The sequence below is a fragment of the Bradyrhizobium guangdongense genome (genome assembly GCF_004114975.1).
Lineage (GTDB): Bacteria > Pseudomonadota > Alphaproteobacteria > Rhizobiales > Xanthobacteraceae > Bradyrhizobium > Bradyrhizobium guangdongense.
Genome location: NZ_CP030051.1, coordinates 7,416,650 through 7,437,620, shown reverse-complemented (window position 1 = coordinate 7,437,620; position 20,971 = coordinate 7,416,650). Strand labels below are relative to the sequence as shown.

Annotated in this window: 16 protein-coding genes, 1 tRNA gene and 1 pseudogene; 6 read left to right on the top strand and 12 right to left on the bottom strand. The window is 64.1% G+C overall.

Annotated elements, in window-relative coordinates; all coding sequences use genetic code 11:
• The first annotated feature begins 24 nt into the window (after positions 1-24).
• From X265_RS35530 to X265_RS35510, 5 genes and pseudogenes are all read left to right on the top strand, one after another.
• Entirely contained in the window at positions 25-765 is a 741-nt protein-coding gene (locus X265_RS35530) for a di-trans,poly-cis-decaprenylcistransferase (protein WP_128969065.1), read from the top strand.
• 130 nt (positions 766-895) lie between these two features.
• A pseudogene (bchE, locus tag X265_RS35525) lies at positions 896-2,422 on the top strand (magnesium-protoporphyrin IX monomethyl ester anaerobic oxidative cyclase).
• Between the two features lie 137 nt (positions 2,423-2,559).
• On the top strand, positions 2,560-3,090 hold the full coding sequence (locus X265_RS35520; RefSeq protein ID WP_128969064.1) for a GNAT family N-acetyltransferase: 531 nt from the start codon (positions 2,560-2,562) through the stop codon (positions 3,088-3,090).
• Positions 3,091-3,200: 110 nt separating this feature from the next.
• Positions 3,201-3,887, top strand: coding sequence for a DNA-3-methyladenine glycosylase I (locus X265_RS35515; protein ID WP_128969063.1), 687 nt, complete (start codon positions 3,201-3,203; stop codon positions 3,885-3,887).
• Positions 3,888-4,089: 202 nt separating this feature from the next.
• Complete coding sequence (locus X265_RS35510) at positions 4,090-4,383, top strand: hypothetical protein (RefSeq protein ID WP_128969062.1); 294 nt, start codon at positions 4,090-4,092, stop codon at positions 4,381-4,383.
• Positions 4,384-4,449: 66 nt separating this feature from the next.
• Here the strand turns inward: X265_RS35510 and X265_RS35505 are convergent, their stop codons facing one another.
• Positions 4,450-4,590 carry a ComC/BlpC family leader-containing pheromone/bacteriocin gene (locus X265_RS35505; RefSeq protein WP_128969061.1) on the bottom strand — a complete coding sequence of 47 codons (141 nt, stop codon included), beginning with the start codon at positions 4,588-4,590 and terminating at the stop codon, positions 4,450-4,452.
• Positions 4,591-5,178: 588 nt separating this feature from the next.
• On the opposite strand from X265_RS35505, the gene X265_RS35500 reads away from it, so the two are divergent.
• Positions 5,179-5,754 carry a DUF4272 domain-containing protein gene (locus X265_RS35500; RefSeq protein ID WP_244659402.1) on the top strand — a complete coding sequence of 192 codons (576 nt, stop codon included), beginning with the start codon at positions 5,179-5,181 and terminating at the stop codon, positions 5,752-5,754.
• Between the two features lie 397 nt (positions 5,755-6,151).
• On the opposite strand, the gene X265_RS35495 is transcribed toward X265_RS35500, so the two are convergent.
• The 11 genes from X265_RS35495 to X265_RS35445 all read right to left on the bottom strand — a co-directional run bounded on the left by X265_RS35495 (position 6,152) and on the right by X265_RS35445 (position 20,817).
• Complete coding sequence (locus X265_RS35495) at positions 6,152-7,579, bottom strand: DUF1963 domain-containing protein (RefSeq protein ID WP_164938955.1); 1,428 nt, start codon at positions 7,577-7,579, stop codon at positions 6,152-6,154.
• 222 nt (positions 7,580-7,801) lie between these two features.
• A tRNA-Arg gene (locus X265_RS35490) sits at positions 7,802-7,878 on the bottom strand.
• Between the two features lie 67 nt (positions 7,879-7,945).
• On the bottom strand, positions 7,946-9,013 hold the full coding sequence (locus X265_RS35485; protein ID WP_128969058.1) for a sensor domain-containing diguanylate cyclase: 1,068 nt from the start codon (positions 9,011-9,013) through the stop codon (positions 7,946-7,948).
• Between the two features lies 1 nt (position 9,014).
• A complete protein-coding gene (locus X265_RS35480; protein WP_128969057.1) occupies positions 9,015-12,128 on the bottom strand; it encodes a bifunctional diguanylate cyclase/phosphodiesterase in 3,114 nt (1,037 codons plus the stop codon).
• Positions 12,129-12,303: 175 nt separating this feature from the next.
• Positions 12,304-13,386, bottom strand: coding sequence for a branched-chain amino acid ABC transporter permease (locus tag X265_RS35475; RefSeq protein ID WP_188637414.1), 1,083 nt, complete (start codon positions 13,384-13,386; stop codon positions 12,304-12,306).
• Entirely contained in the window at positions 13,383-14,393 is a 1,011-nt protein-coding gene (locus tag X265_RS35470) for a branched-chain amino acid ABC transporter permease (protein ID WP_128969055.1), read from the bottom strand. The genes X265_RS35475 and X265_RS35470 overlap by 4 nt, the downstream gene beginning before the upstream one ends.
• Positions 14,390-15,112, bottom strand: a complete 723-nt coding sequence (locus tag X265_RS35465) for an ABC transporter ATP-binding protein (protein WP_128969054.1) — start codon at positions 15,110-15,112, stop codon at positions 14,390-14,392. Before X265_RS35465 ends, X265_RS35470 begins: the two co-directional genes overlap by 4 nt.
• On the bottom strand, positions 15,109-15,885 hold the full coding sequence (locus X265_RS35460; protein WP_128969053.1) for an ABC transporter ATP-binding protein: 777 nt from the start codon (positions 15,883-15,885) through the stop codon (positions 15,109-15,111). The genes X265_RS35465 and X265_RS35460 overlap by 4 nt, the downstream gene beginning before the upstream one ends.
• 175 nt (positions 15,886-16,060) lie before the next feature.
• A complete protein-coding gene (locus tag X265_RS35455) occupies positions 16,061-17,245 on the bottom strand; it encodes a substrate-binding domain-containing protein (RefSeq protein WP_164938954.1) in 1,185 nt (394 codons plus the stop codon).
• Positions 17,246-17,356: 111 nt separating this feature from the next.
• The gene (locus X265_RS35450; protein WP_128969051.1) at positions 17,357-19,399 is read right to left on the bottom strand and encodes an acyl CoA:acetate/3-ketoacid CoA transferase; all 2,043 of its coding nucleotides are present in this window, start codon (positions 19,397-19,399) and stop codon (positions 17,357-17,359) included.
• Positions 19,400-19,506: 107 nt separating this feature from the next.
• The gene (locus X265_RS35445) at positions 19,507-20,817 is read right to left on the bottom strand and encodes an MFS transporter (RefSeq protein ID WP_128969050.1); all 1,311 of its coding nucleotides are present in this window, start codon (positions 20,815-20,817) and stop codon (positions 19,507-19,509) included.
• Positions 20,818-20,971: the final 154 nt, after the last annotated feature.

Sequence of the window (20,971 nt, the reverse complement as noted above, 5' to 3'; positions counted from 1 at the left end):
CTTTTTTTGACCGGAGACTTTGCGATGCAAAGTGACGTCACGTCCCTCAATGACAAGCTTCATGTCGGCATCATCATGGACGGCAACGGACGATGGGCGACACGGCGAGGCCTCTCGCGCGTGCGCGGCCACGAGGCCGGCGTCGAGACGATCCGTCGCATCGTCGAGGCAGCGCCCAAGCAGGGCATCGGCACGCTGACGCTCTACGCGTTCTCGACCGACAATTGGCGCCGGCCGAAAGCCGAGGTCGCCGCGCTGATGACACTGCTCCGCTTCTATCTCGCCAATGAAGTGCAGAGCCTGGTGAAGAATGGCGTGAAGCTCAACGTGATCGGCCGCCGTGATCGCCTGCCTGAAGGCATCGCTAACGCCATCGCGCGCGCAGAGGACGCCACCGCACACGGCGCAACGCTGCACTTGCGGATCGCCGTCGACTACTCCGCGCGCGATGCCATCCTGAACGCCGCGGCGAAAGCCGCCGCGCTGACCAGCCTGACCCGCGAAGCCTTCTCGCAGCTCGTCACCGGCGAGGCCGGCTTGCGCGACGTCGATCTCATCATCCGTACCTCGGGTGAAAAGCGGCTGTCGGACTTCCTGCTCTGGGAAGGCGCCTATGCCGAGCTGCATTTCACCGAGCGGATGTGGCCCGAATTCGACGCGGGCGATCTCGCCGCGGCGCTGGCCTCCTTCCATGGCCGCGAGCGCCGTTTCGGCGGCCTTCAGGCCATCCTGCCCGAGGAGGTGCCTTCACTCTCGCGGGCGTAGGAGTGAGGCGGAGCCGAGCAAGAGCTCCGCGGCAGTTCCAGTACAGTGTCTTCAGGTTCAGTCGGGGGATTGGGCTTCTTCATCGAAGTGGGACGGACGATCACGCCAGCCAAAGCGGGAGCGAAAGTCCATGCGTGTTCTTCTCGTCAATGTGCCTCATCCCTCGATCGGAAGTCGGATTCCGGACGATCATCTGCCGCCGCTCGGCCTGCTTGCGATCGGCGGGCCGCTGATCGACGACGGCCACGTCGTGCGGCTGATCGACGCCGAGTTCGGCCCGATGCCGGCCGCGGACATCATCAGCGAAGCGAACCGCTTTGCCCCGGATGCCGTGCTGTTCGGCCATTCCGGCTCGACCTCCGGACATCCCGTCATTTCAGAGATTGCGCGGGCCCTGGTGAAAGCGATGCCGCGCGTTCTGATCGTCTATGGCGGCGTCTTCCCGACCTATCACTGGCGGGAGATCCTGCGCGACGAGCCCCATGTCAGCGCGATCGTGCGCGGCGAAGGTGAAGAGACGGCGCGGCGCCTGATGCGAGCGCTCGAATGCGGCCACGATCTCGGCAGCATTCCCGGCATCGCGTTTCGCGACGCTGCCGGTCCACGCGCGACGTCCCCGGCGCCCGTGATTGCGGATCTTGACGCCTATCGGATCGGCTGGGAGCTGATCGATCACGCGCGCTACAGCTATTGGGGCGGCCTGCGCGCCGTGGTCGTGCAGTTCTCGCGTGGCTGTCCGCATCTGTGCAATTATTGTGGCCAGCGGGGCTTCTGGACGCGCTGGCGCCATCGTGATCCCGTCCGCTTTGCCAAGGAGTTGGCGCGCCTGCATCGCGAGCACGGCGTCAAGGTCATCAATTTTGCCGACGAAAATCCGACCGTCTCGAAGAAAGCATGGCGCGCCTTTCTCGACGCGCTGATCGCCGAGAATGTCGAACTCATCCTGGTCGGCTCGACCCGTGCCGACGACATCGTGCGCGATGCCGACATCCTGCATCTCTACAAGAAGGCCGGCTGGCAGCGCTTCCTGCTCGGGCTGGAGAATACCGACGAGAAGACACTGGAGCTGATCCGAAAGGGTGCCACGACAGCGACGGACCGCGAGGCCATTCGCCTTCTGCGGCAGCACGGCATCCTGTCGATGGCAACCTGGGTGGTCGGGTTCGAAGAGGAGACCGATCGCGATCACTGGCGCGGGTTGAAGCAGCTGCTCGCCTATGATCCCGATCAGGTCCAGCTGCTCTAAGTCACGCCGCATCGCTGGACACCGTATTTCCGCCTTGCGGCCGACCGGCGCGTGATCCAGCCGGATCGCCGTCGCTGGGACTACAAGCACCAGGTGCTGGCCACGCGCCACATGGCGCCGTGGCGGGTGCTGGTCTGGTTCAAGTTCACGGAGATGGTGCTGCAATGTCGCCCAAAGGCGATCTGGCGCGTGCTGTTTCAGCGCGATGCGGGCCTGCGTCATGCCATGCGCTGGTACACGCAGATGGGACGCCGGGTCTGGCCGCACGAGATCCTGGAATTCCTGCGCGCCCGACGGCTGCGATGGGGCCCGACGGTGCGGGAATTTTGGGGTGCGCCCCAGGATGCCGAAGAGCAGGCGATGACGGCAGCACGGCCGGAGCGGCGCGTTGGAAGGCGTGAGGCCGCATGAGCGCGGCCTCTGTGTGACATCAAGCACCGGACAAGGGCAGTTCGTTTTCGGCAGCAAGATTGGCGGCCACGTCCAAGCCGCGAACGCGTGACCTCGGCTAGGTCTGCTAGTCCCGTAACCTGCCGAGAGCCTCGCGCATGTCACAGCTGTCTCTGGATGCCGTCGTCCGGCCGCATCGGATCACGGGTCCGGTCTGCATCCGTCCCGCCAAGGCATCTGATGTCGAAAGCCTCTCGATCTATTTCACCGGCCTGTCCTCGATGTCGCGCAACAGGCGTTTCATGGGAGCGCGCGCCGACCTCGCGGTGGTTGCAGCGGAATGCGTCGCCATGGCTGGCCATCCCGGTCATTTCACCTTGCTGGCCGAACTCAGGCAGGGAGGAGGGCCGGCCACGATCATCGGCGAAACGCGATATGCCTATGATGCGGCCGCGCGTTGCGGAGATTTCGCCATCTCCGTGGCCGATATGTTTCAGCGCAAGGGCATCGGCCTGCAGATGATGAATGCGATGGAGCGGCAGGCGGGCGATCTCGGTCACGAGATGATCGCGGCCGAAACGGCGCGGGCGAATGTGGAGATGCGCGGCCTTGCAAAGAAGGCGGGTTATGAAAGCTCCGGCCTCGGAGACTGGTTCTCCGTCCATCTTGCAAAACGTTTGTTGCGATAGCCAAGGTTTGCTCGACCGTCCGTGCGCCGTGCGAGCCGCCCGACGCCAGTGGGGCTGGACCGGATCGCCGAATTCTGATGTCGTGGAGCACCTTTGTCGCAGGTGTCCGCATGACTTCCTTCAAGACCATTCGCGCCCGCGCCGAGAAGCGCAAGGGCGGTCCCAAGGCGCTCGACAGGCTGATGCCTGAGAAGCCGGACCACAAACGCCTGGCCAGGCTCGGCGACGATCGCATCCTCGCCGAGATGACCAAGCGGGTGTTTTGCGCAGGGTTTGCCTGGAGCGTGATCGACGCCAAATGGGACGGCTTCGAAGACGCCTTCCTGCGCTTCCAGCCGGCCAAGCTGAGCTTCCAGCCCGAGGATTATTGGGAAGGCCTGCTGCGCGACGCGCGGATCGTGCGCAACGGCGCCAAGATCATGTCGGTGCGCGAGAATGCGGCCTTCGTGCAGGAGATTGCGAAGGAGCACGGCAGCTTCGGCAGGTTTCTGGCGGCATGGCCGCCGTCCAACGAGATCGGCCTGCTCGATCTCCTCGCCAAGCGCGGCAGCCGGCTGGGCGGCAACACAGGGCAGATGCTGCTGCGTTTCGTCGGCTGGGACGGCTTCGTCACCTCGAAGGACGTCGTCGCCTGCCTGCGCGATGCCGGCCTCGACATCGCCGAAGAGGTCAAGTCGAAAGGCGATCTCGCAAAAGTGCAGGCGCAGTTCAACGCTTGGGCCGAGGAGACCGGCCTTCCCTACACCTATCTGTCACGCATCTGCGCACTTTCGATTGGCGAAGTCAGGAGCGAGTAGCGTAGCCCGGCGGATCGTGGAAATCCTGTGGCGATCCCACGACGTGAACACGGCAGATGCAGCACGCGATCACAAAATTCATCTTGCAGGAACATTCGCGCGCAGCACCTGTTCGGACGTGTGAGCCAGGCGAGACAGGCGCAGGGAACACGCACGCTCCGGCTCAGTTCCACGAAACGCGAATGACAGAACGGAGCAGCTCATGAAGCTCACATCCGAACAGGTGAAGCAGACCGTCAACCAGCTCGGCGCGCAGGTGCTGCCCGACGAGCATCCCGCCATGCCGCAGCTCAACAGCATGTTCGGCGAGCACACGTTCTTCGTCGACGAGATGGGACTGAAGGTCCTGGAGCCGACCCCGTCGGCCGGCGCGGACCGCGAGACCGGCGAAGTCGTCAGCCTCGCGGACTGGAGCGATGCAGATCTGACGCGCCTGATGGCACACGAGCCCGAGCCGACCGGCGTGATCGTCGTGTTCGAGCATATCAGGCACTGAATTCGGCGAGGACGAGGGCCGCGTGCGACCCTCGTCCGGATGCTGCAGTCGAGAAATGAGTTGAGATCAGGGACGGTCGAGCGGACGGCGCAGGTCGCCGGGGCCGCCGAACAGGCCGCGGAAGAACCCGGCAATGCTGCCCCAGAAGCTTCCGCCGGAAATCGTCTCGAGCTCCATCTCCGTCAATTCGCGAGCCATGTTCTGCATGGCAGTCTCCTTTTGTATATCGGGCGGACCATTCCGCGCGCGATCCGAGGAGAATGCGGTTATGTCGGCCGCGCTGCCGTGATGGGGGGCACAGAGCCGGCTTTTCTGCGTACGAAGGAGTGTTGAGTCCGGCGCTCGGCGCGTTTGCGTGGATCGGTTCTGATCGTTGAGACGGACGCCGGACAGCGAAGAACCGGCAGAGCCCTCGTGCCATTTGATCCGCTGCAATCCGCCAGCGCCGGCGCGAGCGTTCGCGTGGCCCAGCGCGGTGAGCCGCTAGATACCATCCGGGCGCTGCCTTCTCGCCGCTGAACTTCACCACTTCAATACAACTTACGGGCGAATTTGGAGTATGCTCTGACTGGCGGGACAGGGTCGATTGCACCGGTTGGGGGCAGGATGGGTTTCTTCGATTGGTTGAAGTCCAAGACACAGGCGCAGGGGACGGGAGGTGCCGACGGTCCGGGCACCCCAAAGGACTTTATCCCGAGTGGGAGGGGGTTAGGGGAGAACAGGGGAATCCCAGCGGAAGCTGTTGACAGGAAGCTCCGATCGGAAAGGCTTCTTCAAGCCCAGGGTGTGCCTTTCATGGCGGCGTTGCCGGTTATCGACACCGCGTCTGAGGCGCTGAGACGCTCAAAAGAAGAGGTCGCGCTGCGCACTCTTTGTCTCCTTTTCGTTGCCGCAAAGGGCAAAGGGCTTGGTGAAGAGCTAGTAGAGCGACTTTTGGAATCATACGAACTCCGTCCGCATCTGACGCCCAAGGAGCTCGCCTTCGTGCTCGACAATTCCCCCTCGCAGCCCGACCGGATTCAATTCACGTGGAGGCACGAAGCCGCCTGGACGCTGCTTTGGGCATTGGGCTTCGTGGCCCAACTCGGCAAGCCAACTCAGATTTGCGACGTACCATTCGCCGCGAGCACGATGGCCGAAAGGACAACCTCACAATTCATCGAAGACGCCGAACTTCGTCCGATCGCTGACATTCTCGATCAAGCTGATCTGATCTACAGGTACCACTGGGCCGTTCGAAACGCCCAAATCAAAGGACTGCGAGTACCGGCAGATCTCGATCCCGGTGTAACGGAAGAAAGACACTACGCTTTGAACTGGCTTATCGGATACAACGAGCAAGCGTGGGATGATGTCACGACTGACACCTAACATCCCATTGCGGTAAGGGTCTGCGGCGGTACTCTGAGCAGAGCTTTATCGCAGCGTACTCTCGTCGAGATCGCGACGTCTATTTTGCCGTCCGCTAGCGACCATACGACCGTTCTCATATCCAACCGGGACGGGTCTGCTCGTCGTCGCGCCAGAATTGCGGATCATCCGGTGTCGCCAGCCGTGACCCCTAATAGTGCTGGCAGCGGCTCTCAGGGCCGGTGGACGTACTTGGGCATAGAACTGGCGCGCCACGGCCGATGAAGATGGGCACTATTGCTTCGCCGTGGCGCTATGATTCCATAGCCGGCGATACGCTCGAACGGGCGAAGTTGCGACGGGCCGCGATCTCACGCTACGCCCTCGTCCCGAAGACACGATCGAACGCGCCAAGGGGTCAATGCCCCTCGATCGTTACGCGGACCCGGTCAAATCTTTCGGCGCGAAGATCGCTCACGGAAATCCAATATTGCAGCACGCCGCAGTCGGCCAGCATCCACGGCACGGCCCAATCGGTGTCGAGTTGCAGGAGGAGCACGTCGCTGAGGAGCGGATCCCCGGCTGCCAGCGTATGGCGCCGTGGTGCGCCCTGCACATCGCGGCCGGCGCCGAGCATTTGGTGGCGTCCGGCCCGGCGGGGCCATTTGCCCGCCACCAGCACGCTGTGCTCCATGCGCAGCTCGCCCATCATTTCCTCGGGCACGAGCGACGATGCGGCTTCACTGGCGGACAGGCAGATGTGAGCGCCAGTGCGCACTGTTTTCCAGCTCAGCTGGTTGAGGACCCGCGCGCACCTGCTATCGGTTATCGGGTCGACGGCGGCGGCGTTCATCTCCTCGAGCCAGCTCCAGAACGCCATTCGGTCTGCCTCCGGCACAGGGCTCGTGAGTCCGGCACTGCGCGACCTCTCGATCCACCCGTTCGCTGTGGTCAGAGCATTCTCGTAAGCTGCCCGGACCGCCGCGGGGTCAACGGGCCACGGTTGGCCGGCCGCATCCTTGCCGCGCTCGATTTGCTTGATGCCCCTTTCGAGCACCTCCTTGAGGAAGAGGCCGCAAAAGACCTCGATATCGATCCAGCCCGCGGGAAATGTCGTTGTGGGCCGCTGAACGGTTCGCCTCGCCGCAAAGTCGTCCTTCGGTCCGGGGAGCGCATCTGCGATCACGGGATCGCCATAGAAACGCGCGAGCTCGGCAGCTTGCTCCTCCTCCCAGATCTGCTGGTAGCGCCCCGCCGAATTGCCGTCCAATTCCCTCGGGTGCTCTTCGGCAAAGGTGCGCACCACACCCATCGTCATGGCCTTCCTGGCGAATGCCCTCGGGTAGTCGTGCCGGTCAGTATGCTCGAGCCACGGGAAATAGAATCTGGCGTTCGAGGCTCCGTAGCACGGCGGCAGATCGTCCGGTGGACGCACCTCACGGCAAGGTTCTGTGGTGTCGCGGCTGAGAACGACGTGGTTGGGCCAGCTCTGAGCCTCATCCAAGCCGTCAAAGACATCCCAATTCACGAAGAAATGCAGCACGCCGCTTGCCGGCAGGAACTTGCGGAGCTGGAAGTCGGGAAGCTCCGCACAGTCGACTTGCGCCATGAACGAATAGGGCGTGCCGTCCGGTGCGCGTGGCCAGCGAAAATCAGCCGGCGCCGTCGGCAGGCCGCCGAAATAAGTGCGGCCGCTGATCGGGAAGCGCGGCGGGAACTGATGTTTGAAGACGGCCGATTCGTCGGCCGTCCGATGCAACAGGGCGCGTATGTCCTCGTCGCCGGCCGCCGGCGGATAGTTCGAGGGATCCCCAAACGGCTTATTGAAATTGCTCGACAGCGCCATCGCAATCACGGCCTCAGTATGGAGTTTCGGTAAGCCAATACGCGAAAATCCGTTAACAGACGCCTTTGGATTGCATGCGGATGCAAGTGTTGACGATTGCATTTATGAGATAGATATCCGGCTCATGCTCGTTTCTCGAACCGCGTCTTCGTCACAGTCGGGATGAGCTATTCGGGCGGCTTGCGGCGGCCAAATCGCACGGTGTCGTGCAAGATCGTAAGGTGGCGCGCCCGACACGATTCGAACGTGTGACCTTTGCCTTCGGAGGGCAACGCTCTATCCAGCTGAGCTACGGGCGCAACGAGGCCTCATTTAGCCTAATGGCGAGGGGTGGGCAACCGGTCTTGCCGCGGGATGAGCCGTGCATCAGGCCGATTTGCGCGGGGAGGAGCCAGGAACCTGGCCGCTGTCAGGCACATCGTCCCGGCCGAGGCCTGCGAATTCGGCCAAGACCCGATCGGAGCAGACGATGCGGTTGCGGCCGAGCCGCTTGGCGGCATAGAGCGCCTGGTCGGCGGCGCTCAATAGCCGGTCGGGGGCGCTGTCGGTCTCGCCGGGGACGTGACTGGCGACGCCCACACTGAGAGTGACGTGGTTGCCGGCCCCATGGGCGCCGTGGACGATCCCCAAGGCCAGGACGGCACGGCGGATCTGCTCGGCGATGGCGCAGGCATCGTCGCAGTTCAACTCGGGCAGGATCAGCGCGAACTCCTCGCCGCCATAGCGGCTGGCAAGGTCGAGCGGGCGCACCGCATGCCGGCTGACGACACCGGCGACCGCGCGCAGGCACTCGTCGCCGGTCTGGTGGCCGTGATGGTCGTTGAACAGCTTGAAATGGTCGACGTCGACGAACAGCAGCGCCAGCGGCTTCCGCGTCCGCTGCGCGCGCGCCCATTCGCTCATCAGCATCTGGTCGAACGAGCGGCGGTTCGAGAGCCCGGTCAGCCCGTCCTTGGTGGCGAGCTCCTTCAGCGCCGTCTCGGCGCGCTTCTGGTCGGTGAGGTCGCGCAGCGTCTCCACCACGGCGATCAGATTGCCGGCCTCGTCATGGATGGGGCCCGCGTCGATCGCAAGATAAAGCTGGTTGCCGAGCTTCGGCATCCGGCACCAGTTCTCCGCAGAAAAGCCGAGGCCGTTATGGCCGCGCGCGGCGTATTCCGGATAGAATTCCGGCAGCTGCTCGGGCCGGTCGAGCGCGACCAGATCGGCGAGACAGGGGCGCTTGGTCTCGTAGAAGGCCTGCCAGTGCTTGCTGGTGCCGATCACCTCGGAGGCTGCAACGCCGGTCAGCCGCTCGCAGGCCCTGTTCCAGATCACGACGCGCCGCTTCGGATCGATCACGAAGGTCGGCACCACCAGATGCTGCATCAACCGCACCGCGTAGGAATCCGCCACGTCGACGGGATCGGCGGGAGCCTTGGTGAGCTTTGCCATCTCAGGCCACCGCCGCCACAGGCAGGACATCATCAGGGCCGAACAGCCCGCGCACTTCCGCCGCCGGTTTCGGCTTGCTGAACAGATAGCCCTGCATCTCCGTGCAGCCGAGCGTGCGCAGCATCTCGCGCTGGGCCTCGGTCTCGACGCCTTCGGCGACCGTTGTCATGTTGCTGGCGGAGGCGATGTTCACCACGGCCTGGACGATCACGGGCGATCCGCTGGAATCGGCGTCGATGTCGGCGACGAAGCAGCGGTCGATCTTGATCTTGTCGAACGGGAAGCGTTTCAGATAGCTCAGCGAGGAATAACCGGTGCCGAAATCGTCGAGCGCGATGCGCACGCCGATCGAGCGGAGCTGGTGCAGGATCGAGAGCGCCGCCTCGTCGTCGCGGATCAACACCGCTTCGGTGATCTCGAGCTCGAGCCGGCGAGGATCGAGCCCGGAGGCGGCGAGGGCGCCGGCGATCCGAAGCGCCAGCGTGTCGCATTTGAGCTGGACCGGCGATACGTTGACGGCGAGGCGGACATGAAGGGGCCAGGTCGCGGCCTCGTTGCAGGCCGTGCGCAACACCCAGTCACCGAGATCGTTGATCAGGCCGGTGTCTTCGGCGATCGGAATGAATTCGGCCGGCGATACCATGCCGCGTTGCGGATGGCGCCAGCGCAGCAGCGCCTCGCAGCCGGAGACCATGCCCGTGCGCAGATTGACCAGCGGCTGATAATGGATCTCGAAGCCGCCATTGACCAGCGCCTGGCGCAGATCCTGCTCCAGCGTGAGGCGGGCCTTGGCGCTCGCATCCATTTCCGGCACGAAGAAGCGATGGGTGCGCCGCCCTTCCGCCTTGGCGCCGTACATCGCGAGGTCGGCATTCTTGACGAGCTGGTCGAGATCGGTGCCGTCCTGCGGTGCGAGCGCGATGCCGATGCTGGCGTCCGTCGAGAGCTGGTGTCCGAGGCAATGATAGGGGCGGCGGATCGCTTCGTGAATCCGCGTCACGAAGGCCAGCACGTCGGCGGACGAGTCGATTCCGCTCTGGATCACGGCGAATTCGTCGCCGCCGAGCCGCGCGATCAGATCGCCCGGCTTCAGACAGGCGCGAATACGGCCCGCGATCGCCTTCAGCAGCTCGTCGCCGACATGGTGGCCGAGTGAATCATTGATGCCCTTAAATTCGTCGACGTCGATATAGAGCAGCGCGAATTGGCTGCCGCCGGCGACCTTCTCGAGCTCGCGCTCGATCTGCTCGCGGAACAGCGTGCGGTTGGGCAGGTCGGTCAACGGGTCGTAATGCGCCATATGCGCGATCTTTTCGTGGGCGCGCCGTCGCTCGGTGACGTCCTCGACCACGTTGATGAGGTAGCGCGGCTCGCCGGACCCGTCGCGGATACCGATCCGGGTTGAGGTAATGTACCGCTGTCCCATGGTCAGACTCGGCCAGGCATGTTCATCCTTGAACAGCCCGTCGACGGCTTGCAGCGCCTTGCTGTCGTCCTCGGTGACGTCCCTGGCGGACTCCTCGGGGTATATGTCGAAGGGAGTCTTGCCGATGACGGTTTCGCTCGATCGACCGAATTGCTCCTCCGCGGTGCGGTTGATCAGCAGATATTGCCGCGTTCGAGCGTCCTTCACCGTGATCTGCGACGGGATATGGTCGATGATCTCGCGCAGGAACGTGTAGTTGCGATCACGTTCCTGCTCAAGGTTACGCCGTTCGGTGATTTCCTCGATCGTGGCGACCCAGCCTCCCTGCACCAGCGGGGTGTTGATGACCTGAAACGCGCGGCCGTTGGGCAGCAGATGGATCTTGGTGGAAACCGTGCCTTCGGCCACGACCCGCATCACGTCGGCACAGAACTCCTCGACGTCGCCGTCGAAGGCGCCGCACTCCTTGCGATGGTACATCGCCTCGAGGATGTGGCAGCCCGGCTTGATCACGTCATGGGAGAGGCCGAACATGTCGGCGTAGCGGCGGTTACAGGTGACGATGGTGCCGTTCGCATCGTACAGGATCAGGCCTTGCGACATGTTGTTCATGGCGGTGTCGAGCCGCAGCCGTTCGGCTTCCAGCCGCTGCTGGGCGTCGCGGTTCTGCCGGTTGATCTGACGAATGATCAGGAACAGGATCAGCGCGATCACGGTGGCCGAAAGCGCCGCGGTCATGATCATGAACCCGGTCTGCTGCCGCCAGTCTGCAAGCGCGGCCGCTGTGGTGTTTGTGGCGGCGATGATCAGGGGGAAATGCGTGAGCGATGCGGCCGAGCCGAGGCGTTCCCCGCCGTCGACCAGACTCTTGATGCGAAGCGTTTGCCGGCCGCCCTTGGCCAGCACCTTCTGTAGCAGGGGCCCATCCTTGAAGCTCTTGCCGAGCAGTTCCTCGTTGTTCGGATAGCGGGCGAGCATCTTGCCTTCGCGGTCGAACAGCGAAATCGCGGTCCCCTCCGCAAGAGCCACGGACGCGAAATATTGCTGGTAGCTGTCAGGGTCGATCCGCCGGACCATCGCCCCGACGAAGGTGCCGTCAGGCAGGCTCAGCCTGCGCGCGACGATCGTGGTCCACTTGCCGATGATGAAGCTCCGTACCGATTCCAGCAGTACGGGCTCTGCCGTCGGATTGGTCTTGAACGTCCGGAAGTAGGCACGCTCGGAGATGTTGATCTTGGGCAGCGGCTGGGCGCGCGACCAGTTGATCAACTCGCCGTCGACGTCGTAGATCGCGATGTCGCCGAGATAGGGCACGGCGCTGATCTTGCTGCGCAGCATCTGGTTCGCATCGTCTCCCGACATGCGCTCGCGGAACATCTGGGGCGAAGTGATCTCCGGCAGCTTCATCTGGCCGATCACATCCGCGGCGACGACGTCGGAGTCCTCGAACTGCTGATCGAAATGCCGTGCGATCAGCTGCACCGTGTTTTCAAGTTCGCGCTCGCGGTTGGTCAGCGTGCGCTCGCGAAAATCCCCGATCGCCATGGCGGTCACGGCGAATATGCCGGCGACCAGCAGCACGCCGCACATTGTCAGCCACAACACCGGGCCGCGCCGCGTCGCGGCCTCCCAGCCGCCTCTGGTGGCCAGGGACATTCCGGCTGCGATCCTGGACAAGATCTGACGCATTCCCCCCTCCCTCGAAGGACAGGAGTACACCTCACAAATGGCGCAAACCTTAGGAAAGCCAGTTACCCAAGCATTAATACGGTTGCGGATTCCGCTCCGAGACAAGCGCAGCGTGAATCGCTCGCCGGTTGCAAGCGGTCCGCAACGATCGCTGCGCTGCATCGTGAACCGATGGTTAATGCGATGTGCCCACGCCCTTGCCGCCGCCATGGCGCAGCCGCCCGACCACCCCGCTCGGGAAGAAGTAGACGCTGGCGATGAACAGCAGCCCGAGCCACAGCAGCCAGCGGTCCGGATGAAGCAGTCCCGGCAGCAGCGGCAGACCGGCTTCCGATGCCGCCTTGGAGGCAACGCCCATCAACGATTGCAGATAGTTCTGGGCCAGGATGAAGATCGCGGCGCCGATGATCGCCCCGTAGATCGTCCCCATCCCGCCGATCACGACCATCAGCAGGATGTCGAGCATGATCGAGAAGCTGAGCGAAGTGTCCGGGCCGGCATAGCGAAGCCATAACGCGTTCAGGATGCCGGCACCGGCGGCGACCAGCGCGGCCAGGCAGTTGGCGTAAGTCAGGTGAAAGACGGTACGAAAGCCGAGCGCCTCGGCGCGAAAGCGGTTTTCGCGGATCGCTTGCAGCACGCGGCCGAACGGCGAGTTCACCACACGCAGCAGGGCAAGGATCATCAGGGCCGAGATCGCGAACACCAGGTAGAAGGTCAGGATGCGGCCATTGATCTCGAAGCCGAACAGGTTCTTGGAGATAAGCACCGTGCCGGGGCGCAGCAGCTCGGGGAGCTGGAAGCTGCGCCCGTCCTCGCCGCCGGTCAGCCAGGAGAGCTGCGAGGCCAGCACCTGGAAGGCGGAGGCGACCGCGAGCGTGATCATGGCAAAGAAGATCGCCGCGACCCGGAGCGAGAACAGGCCTATGGCGAGCGCAAGCAGCGCGGCCAGCGGCAGCCCAACCACGATGCCCGTTGCCACCGCCCCCCAGTTCGGGCCCATGCCGTACAAGGCGATCGCGATCGCGTAGCTGCCGATGCCGTAGAACATCGTGTGCGCGAACGACACCGAGCCGGTGTAGCCGAGCAGCAGATCGTAGGAGGCGACCAGCGCGGCGAACACGCAGATCTTGGCCGCGACGTTCAGCGCCTTCGCGCCCGGAAACAGGAACGGCGTCGCCGCAAGCGCCAGGATGATGACGACGAGAATCAGCGTGAGCACGCGGCTCCGCGGCGAATCGCCTGACAGGATCATCATCGGCTGGTCACCGCATAGAGACCGCGCGGCCGCCACATCAGAATGGCGACCATCAGCAGGATGTTGGAAACGAGGGCGAGTTTCGGCACCAGGAAGCCGCCGTAATTGGCGACCATGGCGACCAGGATCGCGCCGATGAAACAGCCGCCGATCGACCCCAGCCCGCCGATGATGACGACGACGAAAATCAGCACCGTGAGCTCGTCGCTCATGGAGGCGTGGACCTGCTCGCGATAGAGCGCCCACATCACCCCGCCGAGGCCGGCGAGCGCCGATCCCGTCATGAATACGCCGAGGAACAGCCGGCGGATGCGATAGCCCAGCGCCTCGACCATCTCACGATTCTCGACGCCGGCGCGGATCAACAGGCCGAGCTTGGTGCGGTTGAGCACGAGCTGGATCGCGACGAAGACGGCGAGCCCGATCACCATCGCCAGCACACGGTATTTTGCAATGGCGACGTCGCCGAGGATGAAGGAGCCTCTCAGCGAGGCCGGCAGCGGCATCGGGATGATCTGCGGTCCCCACAATGCGTAGAGCGTCTGTTCAGCGACGATCAGGCCGCCCGTCGTCATCAGGATCTGCTTCAGGTGCTGACCGTAGACGGGGAGGATCAGCACGCGCTCGACGACGAGGCCGAGGGCGCCGGACACCGCCATCGACAGCAGCGCCGCCGGCGCCAGCACCGCGAGATTGATCCAAAGCGAATCGGCCTGCACCGAGGCCGCGAACGGCGCGAACACCAATGTTGCGATATAGGCGCCGACCGCGATGAAGGCGCCGTGGCCGAAATTCAGCACGTCCATCAGGCCGAAGACGAGCGTCAGTCCGGAGGCCATGATGAAGATCATCATGCCCATGGCGAGGCTCGCGGCCGTCAGCGTCAGCCAGGAGCTGGTCGAGCCGATTAGCGGGATCATGAGAAGCGCGAGCGCGATCGGCAGCAGGGCCGGCGCGATGTCGCGCTTCGGCTTCGGCAGCGGATCGGATCCGGCGATTTCAGTCACTGATGTGCCTCCAGGCTCAAGCCGAGCAGCCGCTCCTGCAGCGGCACGTCGGCGGCGAGATCAGCCATCGCGCCGCGATGGACGATGGTGCCGTTGTCCATCACCAGCACGCTGTCGCCGAGCTCGCGGGCGGCAAAGAAATTCTGTTCGACGAGGAGAATGGTCGCCCCCTTGCGCTTGATCTCCTTCAGGCACTCGATCAGCGCCACGACGATCGCGGGCGCCAATCCCTTGGTCGGCTCGTCGATCAGCAGCAGCTTGCGCGGCTCGATGATGGCGCGCGCGATCGATAACATTTGTTTTTGCCCGCCCGAGAGGCTTCCGGCGCGCGACAGCCAGAACCGGCGCAGCGCCGGGAAGAAGCCAAAGATCCAGTCCAGCTGCTTGTCGTCCATCGGCGCGTCGCGGGCCGCGAGGACGAGATTTTCCTTCACCGTCAAATCAGAAAACACCGCCATGCTCTCGGGCACATAACCAACGCCGAGCCGCGCGATGTCTGGCGTGGCGCGGCTCTCGATGCGCGCATCGCCGAGCGTGATCTCGCCCGCAGAGGCCTGCCACAGGCCCATGATGGTGCGCAGCGTCGTGGTCTTGCCGGCGCCGTTGCGCCCGAGCAGCATCGTGACCTGCCCCTGTGGCACGGCGAGGTCGATGCCCTGGAGGATGTGGTAGCGCCCGATATGGGTGTGCACGCCGGAGAGTTCGAGCAGGTCAGTCATGCTGCACTCCCTGCGGCATTCTTGGGTGCGACGCCGAGATAGGCCTCCTGCACGATCGGCGAGGCGATCACCTCCGCCGGCGGACCGTCGGCGACGAGCTGGCCGTTATGCAGCACGATGATGCGGTCGGCGAGCGAGCGCACCACGTCCATCTTGTGCTCGACCAGCAGGATGATCTTGCTTCTGTCCTGCTTGAGCTGCGCGATCAGGTTCAGGACCACAGGTACCTCGTCGATGCTCATGCCGGCGGTCGGCTCGTCGAACATGAACACCTTCGGCTCCAGCGCGATCATCAGCGCCACCTCGAGCTTGCGCTGGTCGCCGTGCGACAGCGCGGTCGCGGCGACGCCGCGGCGGCTGCCGAGCGCAACCTGGTCCAGGATGGCGTCGGCGCGTGCGATCAGGTCGCGGCGGACCATCCAGGGCCGCAGCATGTCATAGTGGGTGCCATCAGCCGCCTGGACTGCGAGGCGGACGTTCTCCTCCACCGTCAGGTTCGGAAAGAGATTTGTCAGCTGGAACGCGCGCCCCAGACCCGCACGGGTCCGCAGCGGCGCGGATTGCTGGGTGATGTCGGTGCCGTCGAACAGGATGCTGCCGCTGGAGGCCCGCAGCTGGCCCGAGATCAGATTGAAATAGGTGGTCTTGCCGGCGCCGTTCGGCCCGACGATGGCGGTGAGCTCGCCCGGCCGGAACGTGCAGCTGACATTGTTGACCGCGACATGGCCGCCGAAGCGGATGGTGAGGTCGCGGGTTTCGAGGGAGAAGGTCATGAGGCTCGGACAATGATGAGACGAGATACGCCCGCGGGCACGCTGCGCTCCCTCCCCCGCTGGCGGGGGAGGGCCGGAGAGAGGGTATCTCCGCAATGGGACAATCCCCAAGAGGAGAAAGCCCTCACCCGCGCCTACGGCGCGACCTCTCCCGCAAGCGGGAGAGGTGGACCACTCAGCGCTTGTTCTTGATCGGAACGTCCATGTCCTCGATCTTCAGCTCGCGCACCGGCTCGAGAATGGCCCAGGCGACGTTCGGATCGACCTTGACCTTGAAGTGATACATGCTCTGCAGCGCCTGATGGTCCTCTTTCCGGAACACCATCTTGCCTTTCGGCGTGTCGAACTCCATGCCCTCCATCGCCGTGATCAGCTTCTCGGTGTCGGTCGACTTCGCCTTGGTGACGGCGGTGACCACGGACATCGCGGCGGCGAAACCGCCCGCGGTGAAGAAATCCGGCGGCGCGTTGAAGCGCTTCTGGTGCTCGGCGACCAGCCAATCGTTTACCGGATTCTTGGGGATGTCGTAGTAGTAATAGGTCGCGCCTTCCATGCCGGGCAGGCTTTTATAGGCGGCGAGCGCCGGCAGGATGTTGCCGCCGGTGGAGAGCTCGATGCCGTAACGCTTCGGGTCCATGTCCTGGAGCTTCGCCAGCGGATTGCCGGCGCCGGCCCAGATCACCCAGATCACCTTGCGGCCGGGCTTGTCCTTCAGCGCATCGAACAGGCGCTGGCCGACCGCGGTGAAATCGGTGGTGCTGGTCGGGGCGTATTCTTCCGCGGCCAGCGTCGCGCCGGTCTTGGCCAGCGCCTCCTTAAAGGCGGCGACGCCGTCGCGGCCGAAGGCATAGTCCTGCGCCAGCGTTGCTACGGTGACGCCCTGCTTGCCGATCGCAACCGCGTTGGAGATCGCGTCCTGCGAGGAGTTGCGCGCCGTGCGGAAGATGTAGCGATTCCACTTCTCGCCGGTAATCTGATCCGCGACGGCGGGCTCGACGATCAGGATCTTCTTGTTCTCCTCGGCGACGGGGAGAATGGCCAGCGCGGCGGCCGAAGAGGTCGTGCCGATCGCGATGTCGGCCTTGTCGTCCTGATAGGCTTCCGCGAGCGCGGCCTTGGACAGGTCCGGCTTGCCCTGGTCGTCCTTGGTGATGATGACGATCTTGCGACCGTCGATCGTCATCGTGCCCTTGGTGGCGTACTCGAAGCCCATCTGCAGGCCGGTCTCGGTCTGCTTGGCATAGGCCTCGAGCGGGCCGGTCTTGCCGTAGATCAGCGCGACCTTGAGGTCGTCGGCGTGCGCGGCGCTCGCCGCGGCCAACCCGAGAATGGTTGTTGTTATGATGAGTGAACGACGCACGATGGTCCCTCCTGATTTAAAGTTTCTCGGCAACAGCGATTTGCACAACAGTGCGAACATTGCAATTCAACCTTCCGGTTGATTGTATCGGCAGATGAGCTTGCATCATTTTTAGGCCTGCCGCGCGGTAGGCGTCTCGCCGGACGTTGGAGGCGTGCCCTCGAGCTGACGCCAGTCCGACTGCGCCTCGTCCGCGCTCTCGAAGATATGCGGCGCGACGCCGCGCTTCTCCAGGGCCTCGCCGAGCTTGATGCGCAGGAAGCCCGAGGTGGTGTACCGCGACACGCCGACATAGAAGCGGTCGACCAGGTTGCGCACCATGGCCGAATAATCGTCCAGCAGCTCAGGCAGAATCGAGAAGTTGTCATAATTGACGATGGCGTAGACCTTGCGGCCAAGCGGGGTGAGCCGCGCCGCGACAATCCGCGCGATCTCGTCGATCTCGGCCTTGCTGCGCAGGGGATAGCGTTCGAGGTTGACGAAGAACAGGTTCTGCTGCTCGTCGAGGGTGAAGCGCTGGTCGAGCGGGATGGTCAGCAGCCTTTCGCGCAGCTCCATCGGACCGTCGCGGAAGATGCGTGCATCCATCAGCGCGGGATCGCGCGGGATCAGCGGCTTGAAATCCATCAGGCGCAGGATGTCGCGTTCGATGTCGATGCCGGGCGCGACTTCCGTGAGCTCGAGCCCGTCGGGGCGCAACACGAAGACGCAGCGCTCGGTGACATACAGCACGCGCTGTCCGCGCGCGGCCGCGAACGGGCCGCTGAAGGTGACGTGCTCGACATGATCGACGAATTTGCGGGACTTCGCCTCCTCGTGGACGGATAGCCTGCCGTCGCTGACCGCGACCCGCTGCTTGCCCGCGGCAAAGGTGCCGACGAAGACCACCTCCTTGGCGTTCTGGCTAATATTGATGAAGCCGCCGGCGCCGGCGAGCTTCGGGCCGAACTTGCTGACATTGAGATTGCCAGCGCGGTCGACCTGCGCGAGCCCGAGGAAGGCGGCGTCCAGTCCGCCGCCGTCGTAGAAGTCGAACTGGTAGGGCTGGTCGATCACGGCTTGCGTATTGATCGCCGCCCCGAAATCGATGCCGCTGGCGGGAATGCCGCCGATCACGCCGGGCTCGGCCGTCAGCGTGATCAGGTCGATGATTCGCTCTTCGTTGGCGACGGAGGCGATCCCTTCGGGCATGCCGATGCCGAGGTTGACGACGCTGTTGGCCTTCAGCTCGAAGGCCGCGCGGCGGGCGATGATCTTGCGCTCGCTCATCGGCATCTCGGGGAGCGATGCCGCGCGCACCCGGATCTCGCTCGCGAAGGCCGGATTGTATTGCGTGCCGAACGTCTGCCAATGGTGCTCGGGTTTGGCGACAACGACGCAGTCGACCAGAATTCCTGGGATTTTGACCTGGCGCGGATTGAGGCTGCCGCTCTCGGCGACACGCTCGACCTGGGCGATGACGATGCCGCCGGAATTGTGCGCGGCCATGGCAATCGCCAGCGCCTCCAGCGTCAGCGCCTCCTTCTCCATGGTGAGGTTGCCGTCGGGATCGCCTGTCGTGGCGCGGATGATTCCGACATTGATCGGGAACGTCCGATAGAGCAGGCATTCTTCGCCACGCAGCGTGATCAGCTCCACCATGTCCTCGGTGGTGCGTGCATTGAGCTTGCCGCCGCCGCGTCGTGGATCGACGAAAGTGCCCATGCCGACGCGCGTGATATGGCCGGGCCGGTGCGCCGCGATGTCGCGGAACAGATGCGTGATCACGCCCTGCGGCAGATTGTAGGCCTCGATCTGATTTGCGATCGCGAGCTGCTGCAGTTTCGGAGCAAGCCCCCAATGCCCGCCGATCACGCGACGGACCAGGCCTTCATGCGCGAAATGGTTGAGCCCTTTGTGCTTGCCGTCGCCCTGGCCAGCGGCATAGACCAGCGTCAGATTGCGCGGCTTGCCTTGCGTGTAGGGCGCATCGCCCTCATGGGAGAGATAGAGCTCCTCCAGCGCGATCGCGATCTCCTCGGCGAAGCCGATGCCGACGAAGCCGCCGGTTGCCACCGTGTCGCCGTCGCGGATCAGCATGACCGCTTCGGCCGCCGTGACGACCTTGCCTTTCTCAGAGTGCGGCAAATAGGGCAACGCGGGATGCTGGCTCACGGCATTCCTCCCGATCTCTGTGGATCGCACGCCATCGTTGTTGCTTTGAACGAAGTCTAGCGCGCGGGGCGGCCCCGGAACAGGCCGCCCCGCCGCAAGCGCCGAGTTCAGGCCTGAACTATCTTGCGCGTTTCCGTGGCGAAATAGACCGACACCACCGTGATGATCGCGAGCGCGATCATGTAGAGCGAGATCGGCCAGGTCGCCGGCGCATAGGCCGTCATCAGGCCCGTCGCGATCAACGGCGACAACGCGCCGGCGAAGATCGAGGCGAGGTTGTAGCCGAGCGAGACGCCGCTATAGCGCACCTTGGTGCCGAACAGCTCCGACAGGAAGCTCGCCTGCGGGCCGTACATCGCGGCATGGCCGATGGCGAGGCCCAGCACGATCGCGATCCAGGCGAGCTGCGGGTTCTTGGTCGACAGCAGCATGAACAGCGGGAACGACATCAGCGCCGAGAACACCGCGCCGAAGATGTAGATCGGTCGCCGCCCGACCTTGTCGGACAGCGCGCCGAAGGCGGGGATGGTGAAGGTCTCGATCGCGGCGGCGATCAAGACGCCGTTCAGCATGTCCTGCCTGTTCATGCCGAGCGATTGCGTCGCAAAGGCGAGCACGAAGGTCGCGTAGATGTAGAAGAAGCCGTTCTCGGCAAAGCGCGCGCCCATCGCCAGCAGGATGTTCTTCGGGTACATCCTGATCGCCTCGAGGATCGGCATCTTCACCTCCTGCTTGGTGTCCTTGACCTTCTGGAACTCGGGCGATTCCGCGATGGTGAAGCGGATCCACAGGCCGACCAGCACCAGCGCGATCGAGAACAGGAACGGAATGCGCCAGCCCCAGGCATAGAGCTGCGCGTCGGTCAGCAGTGCCGAGACCACCGAGAACACCAGCGTGCCGAGCACGAGGCCGAGCGGCGCGCCAAGCTGCGGCCAGCTGCCATAGAAGCCTTTCTTGTCCTCCGGCGCGTGCTCGACGGCCATCAGCACGGCGCCGCCCCATTCGCCGCCCAAGCCAAAACCCTGCACCAGGCGGCAGGTGACGAGCAGGATCGCAGCGCCGATGCCGGCGGTCTCGTAGGTCGGCAGGAAGCCGATCGCCGCGGTCGCCGCCCCCATGATCAGCAGCGTCAGGTACAGCATGGTCTTGCGGCCGATCTTGTCGCCGTAATGGCCGAACACGACCCCGCCGAGCGGGCGCGCGATGAAGCCGAGCGCATAGGTCGCGAACGCCAGCAGCGTGCCCATCATCGGGTCGAACGTCGGAAAGAACAGCTTGTTGAAGATCAGCGCCGCGGCGGTGCCGTAGAGGAAGAAATCGTACCACTCGATGGCCGTGCCGATCAGGCTCGCGGTGGCGACCGTGACGTGCGAGGGCTGTCTCGCCTGAAGCTGATGGACCGAGATCGCTTCACTCATCTTGCGTCCTCCCTGGTTTGCGAATGCGCATGTGCAGCATGCGTCATTGTGCAAAAGCGAAGAGCAAGGTCCGCGCCAGATGCGTGCGCCTTGCGCAAAATGGCTGAAAACCCGACAATTTCGAACCAAGGCGGCAAAAGCGGCGCCCGGTGCC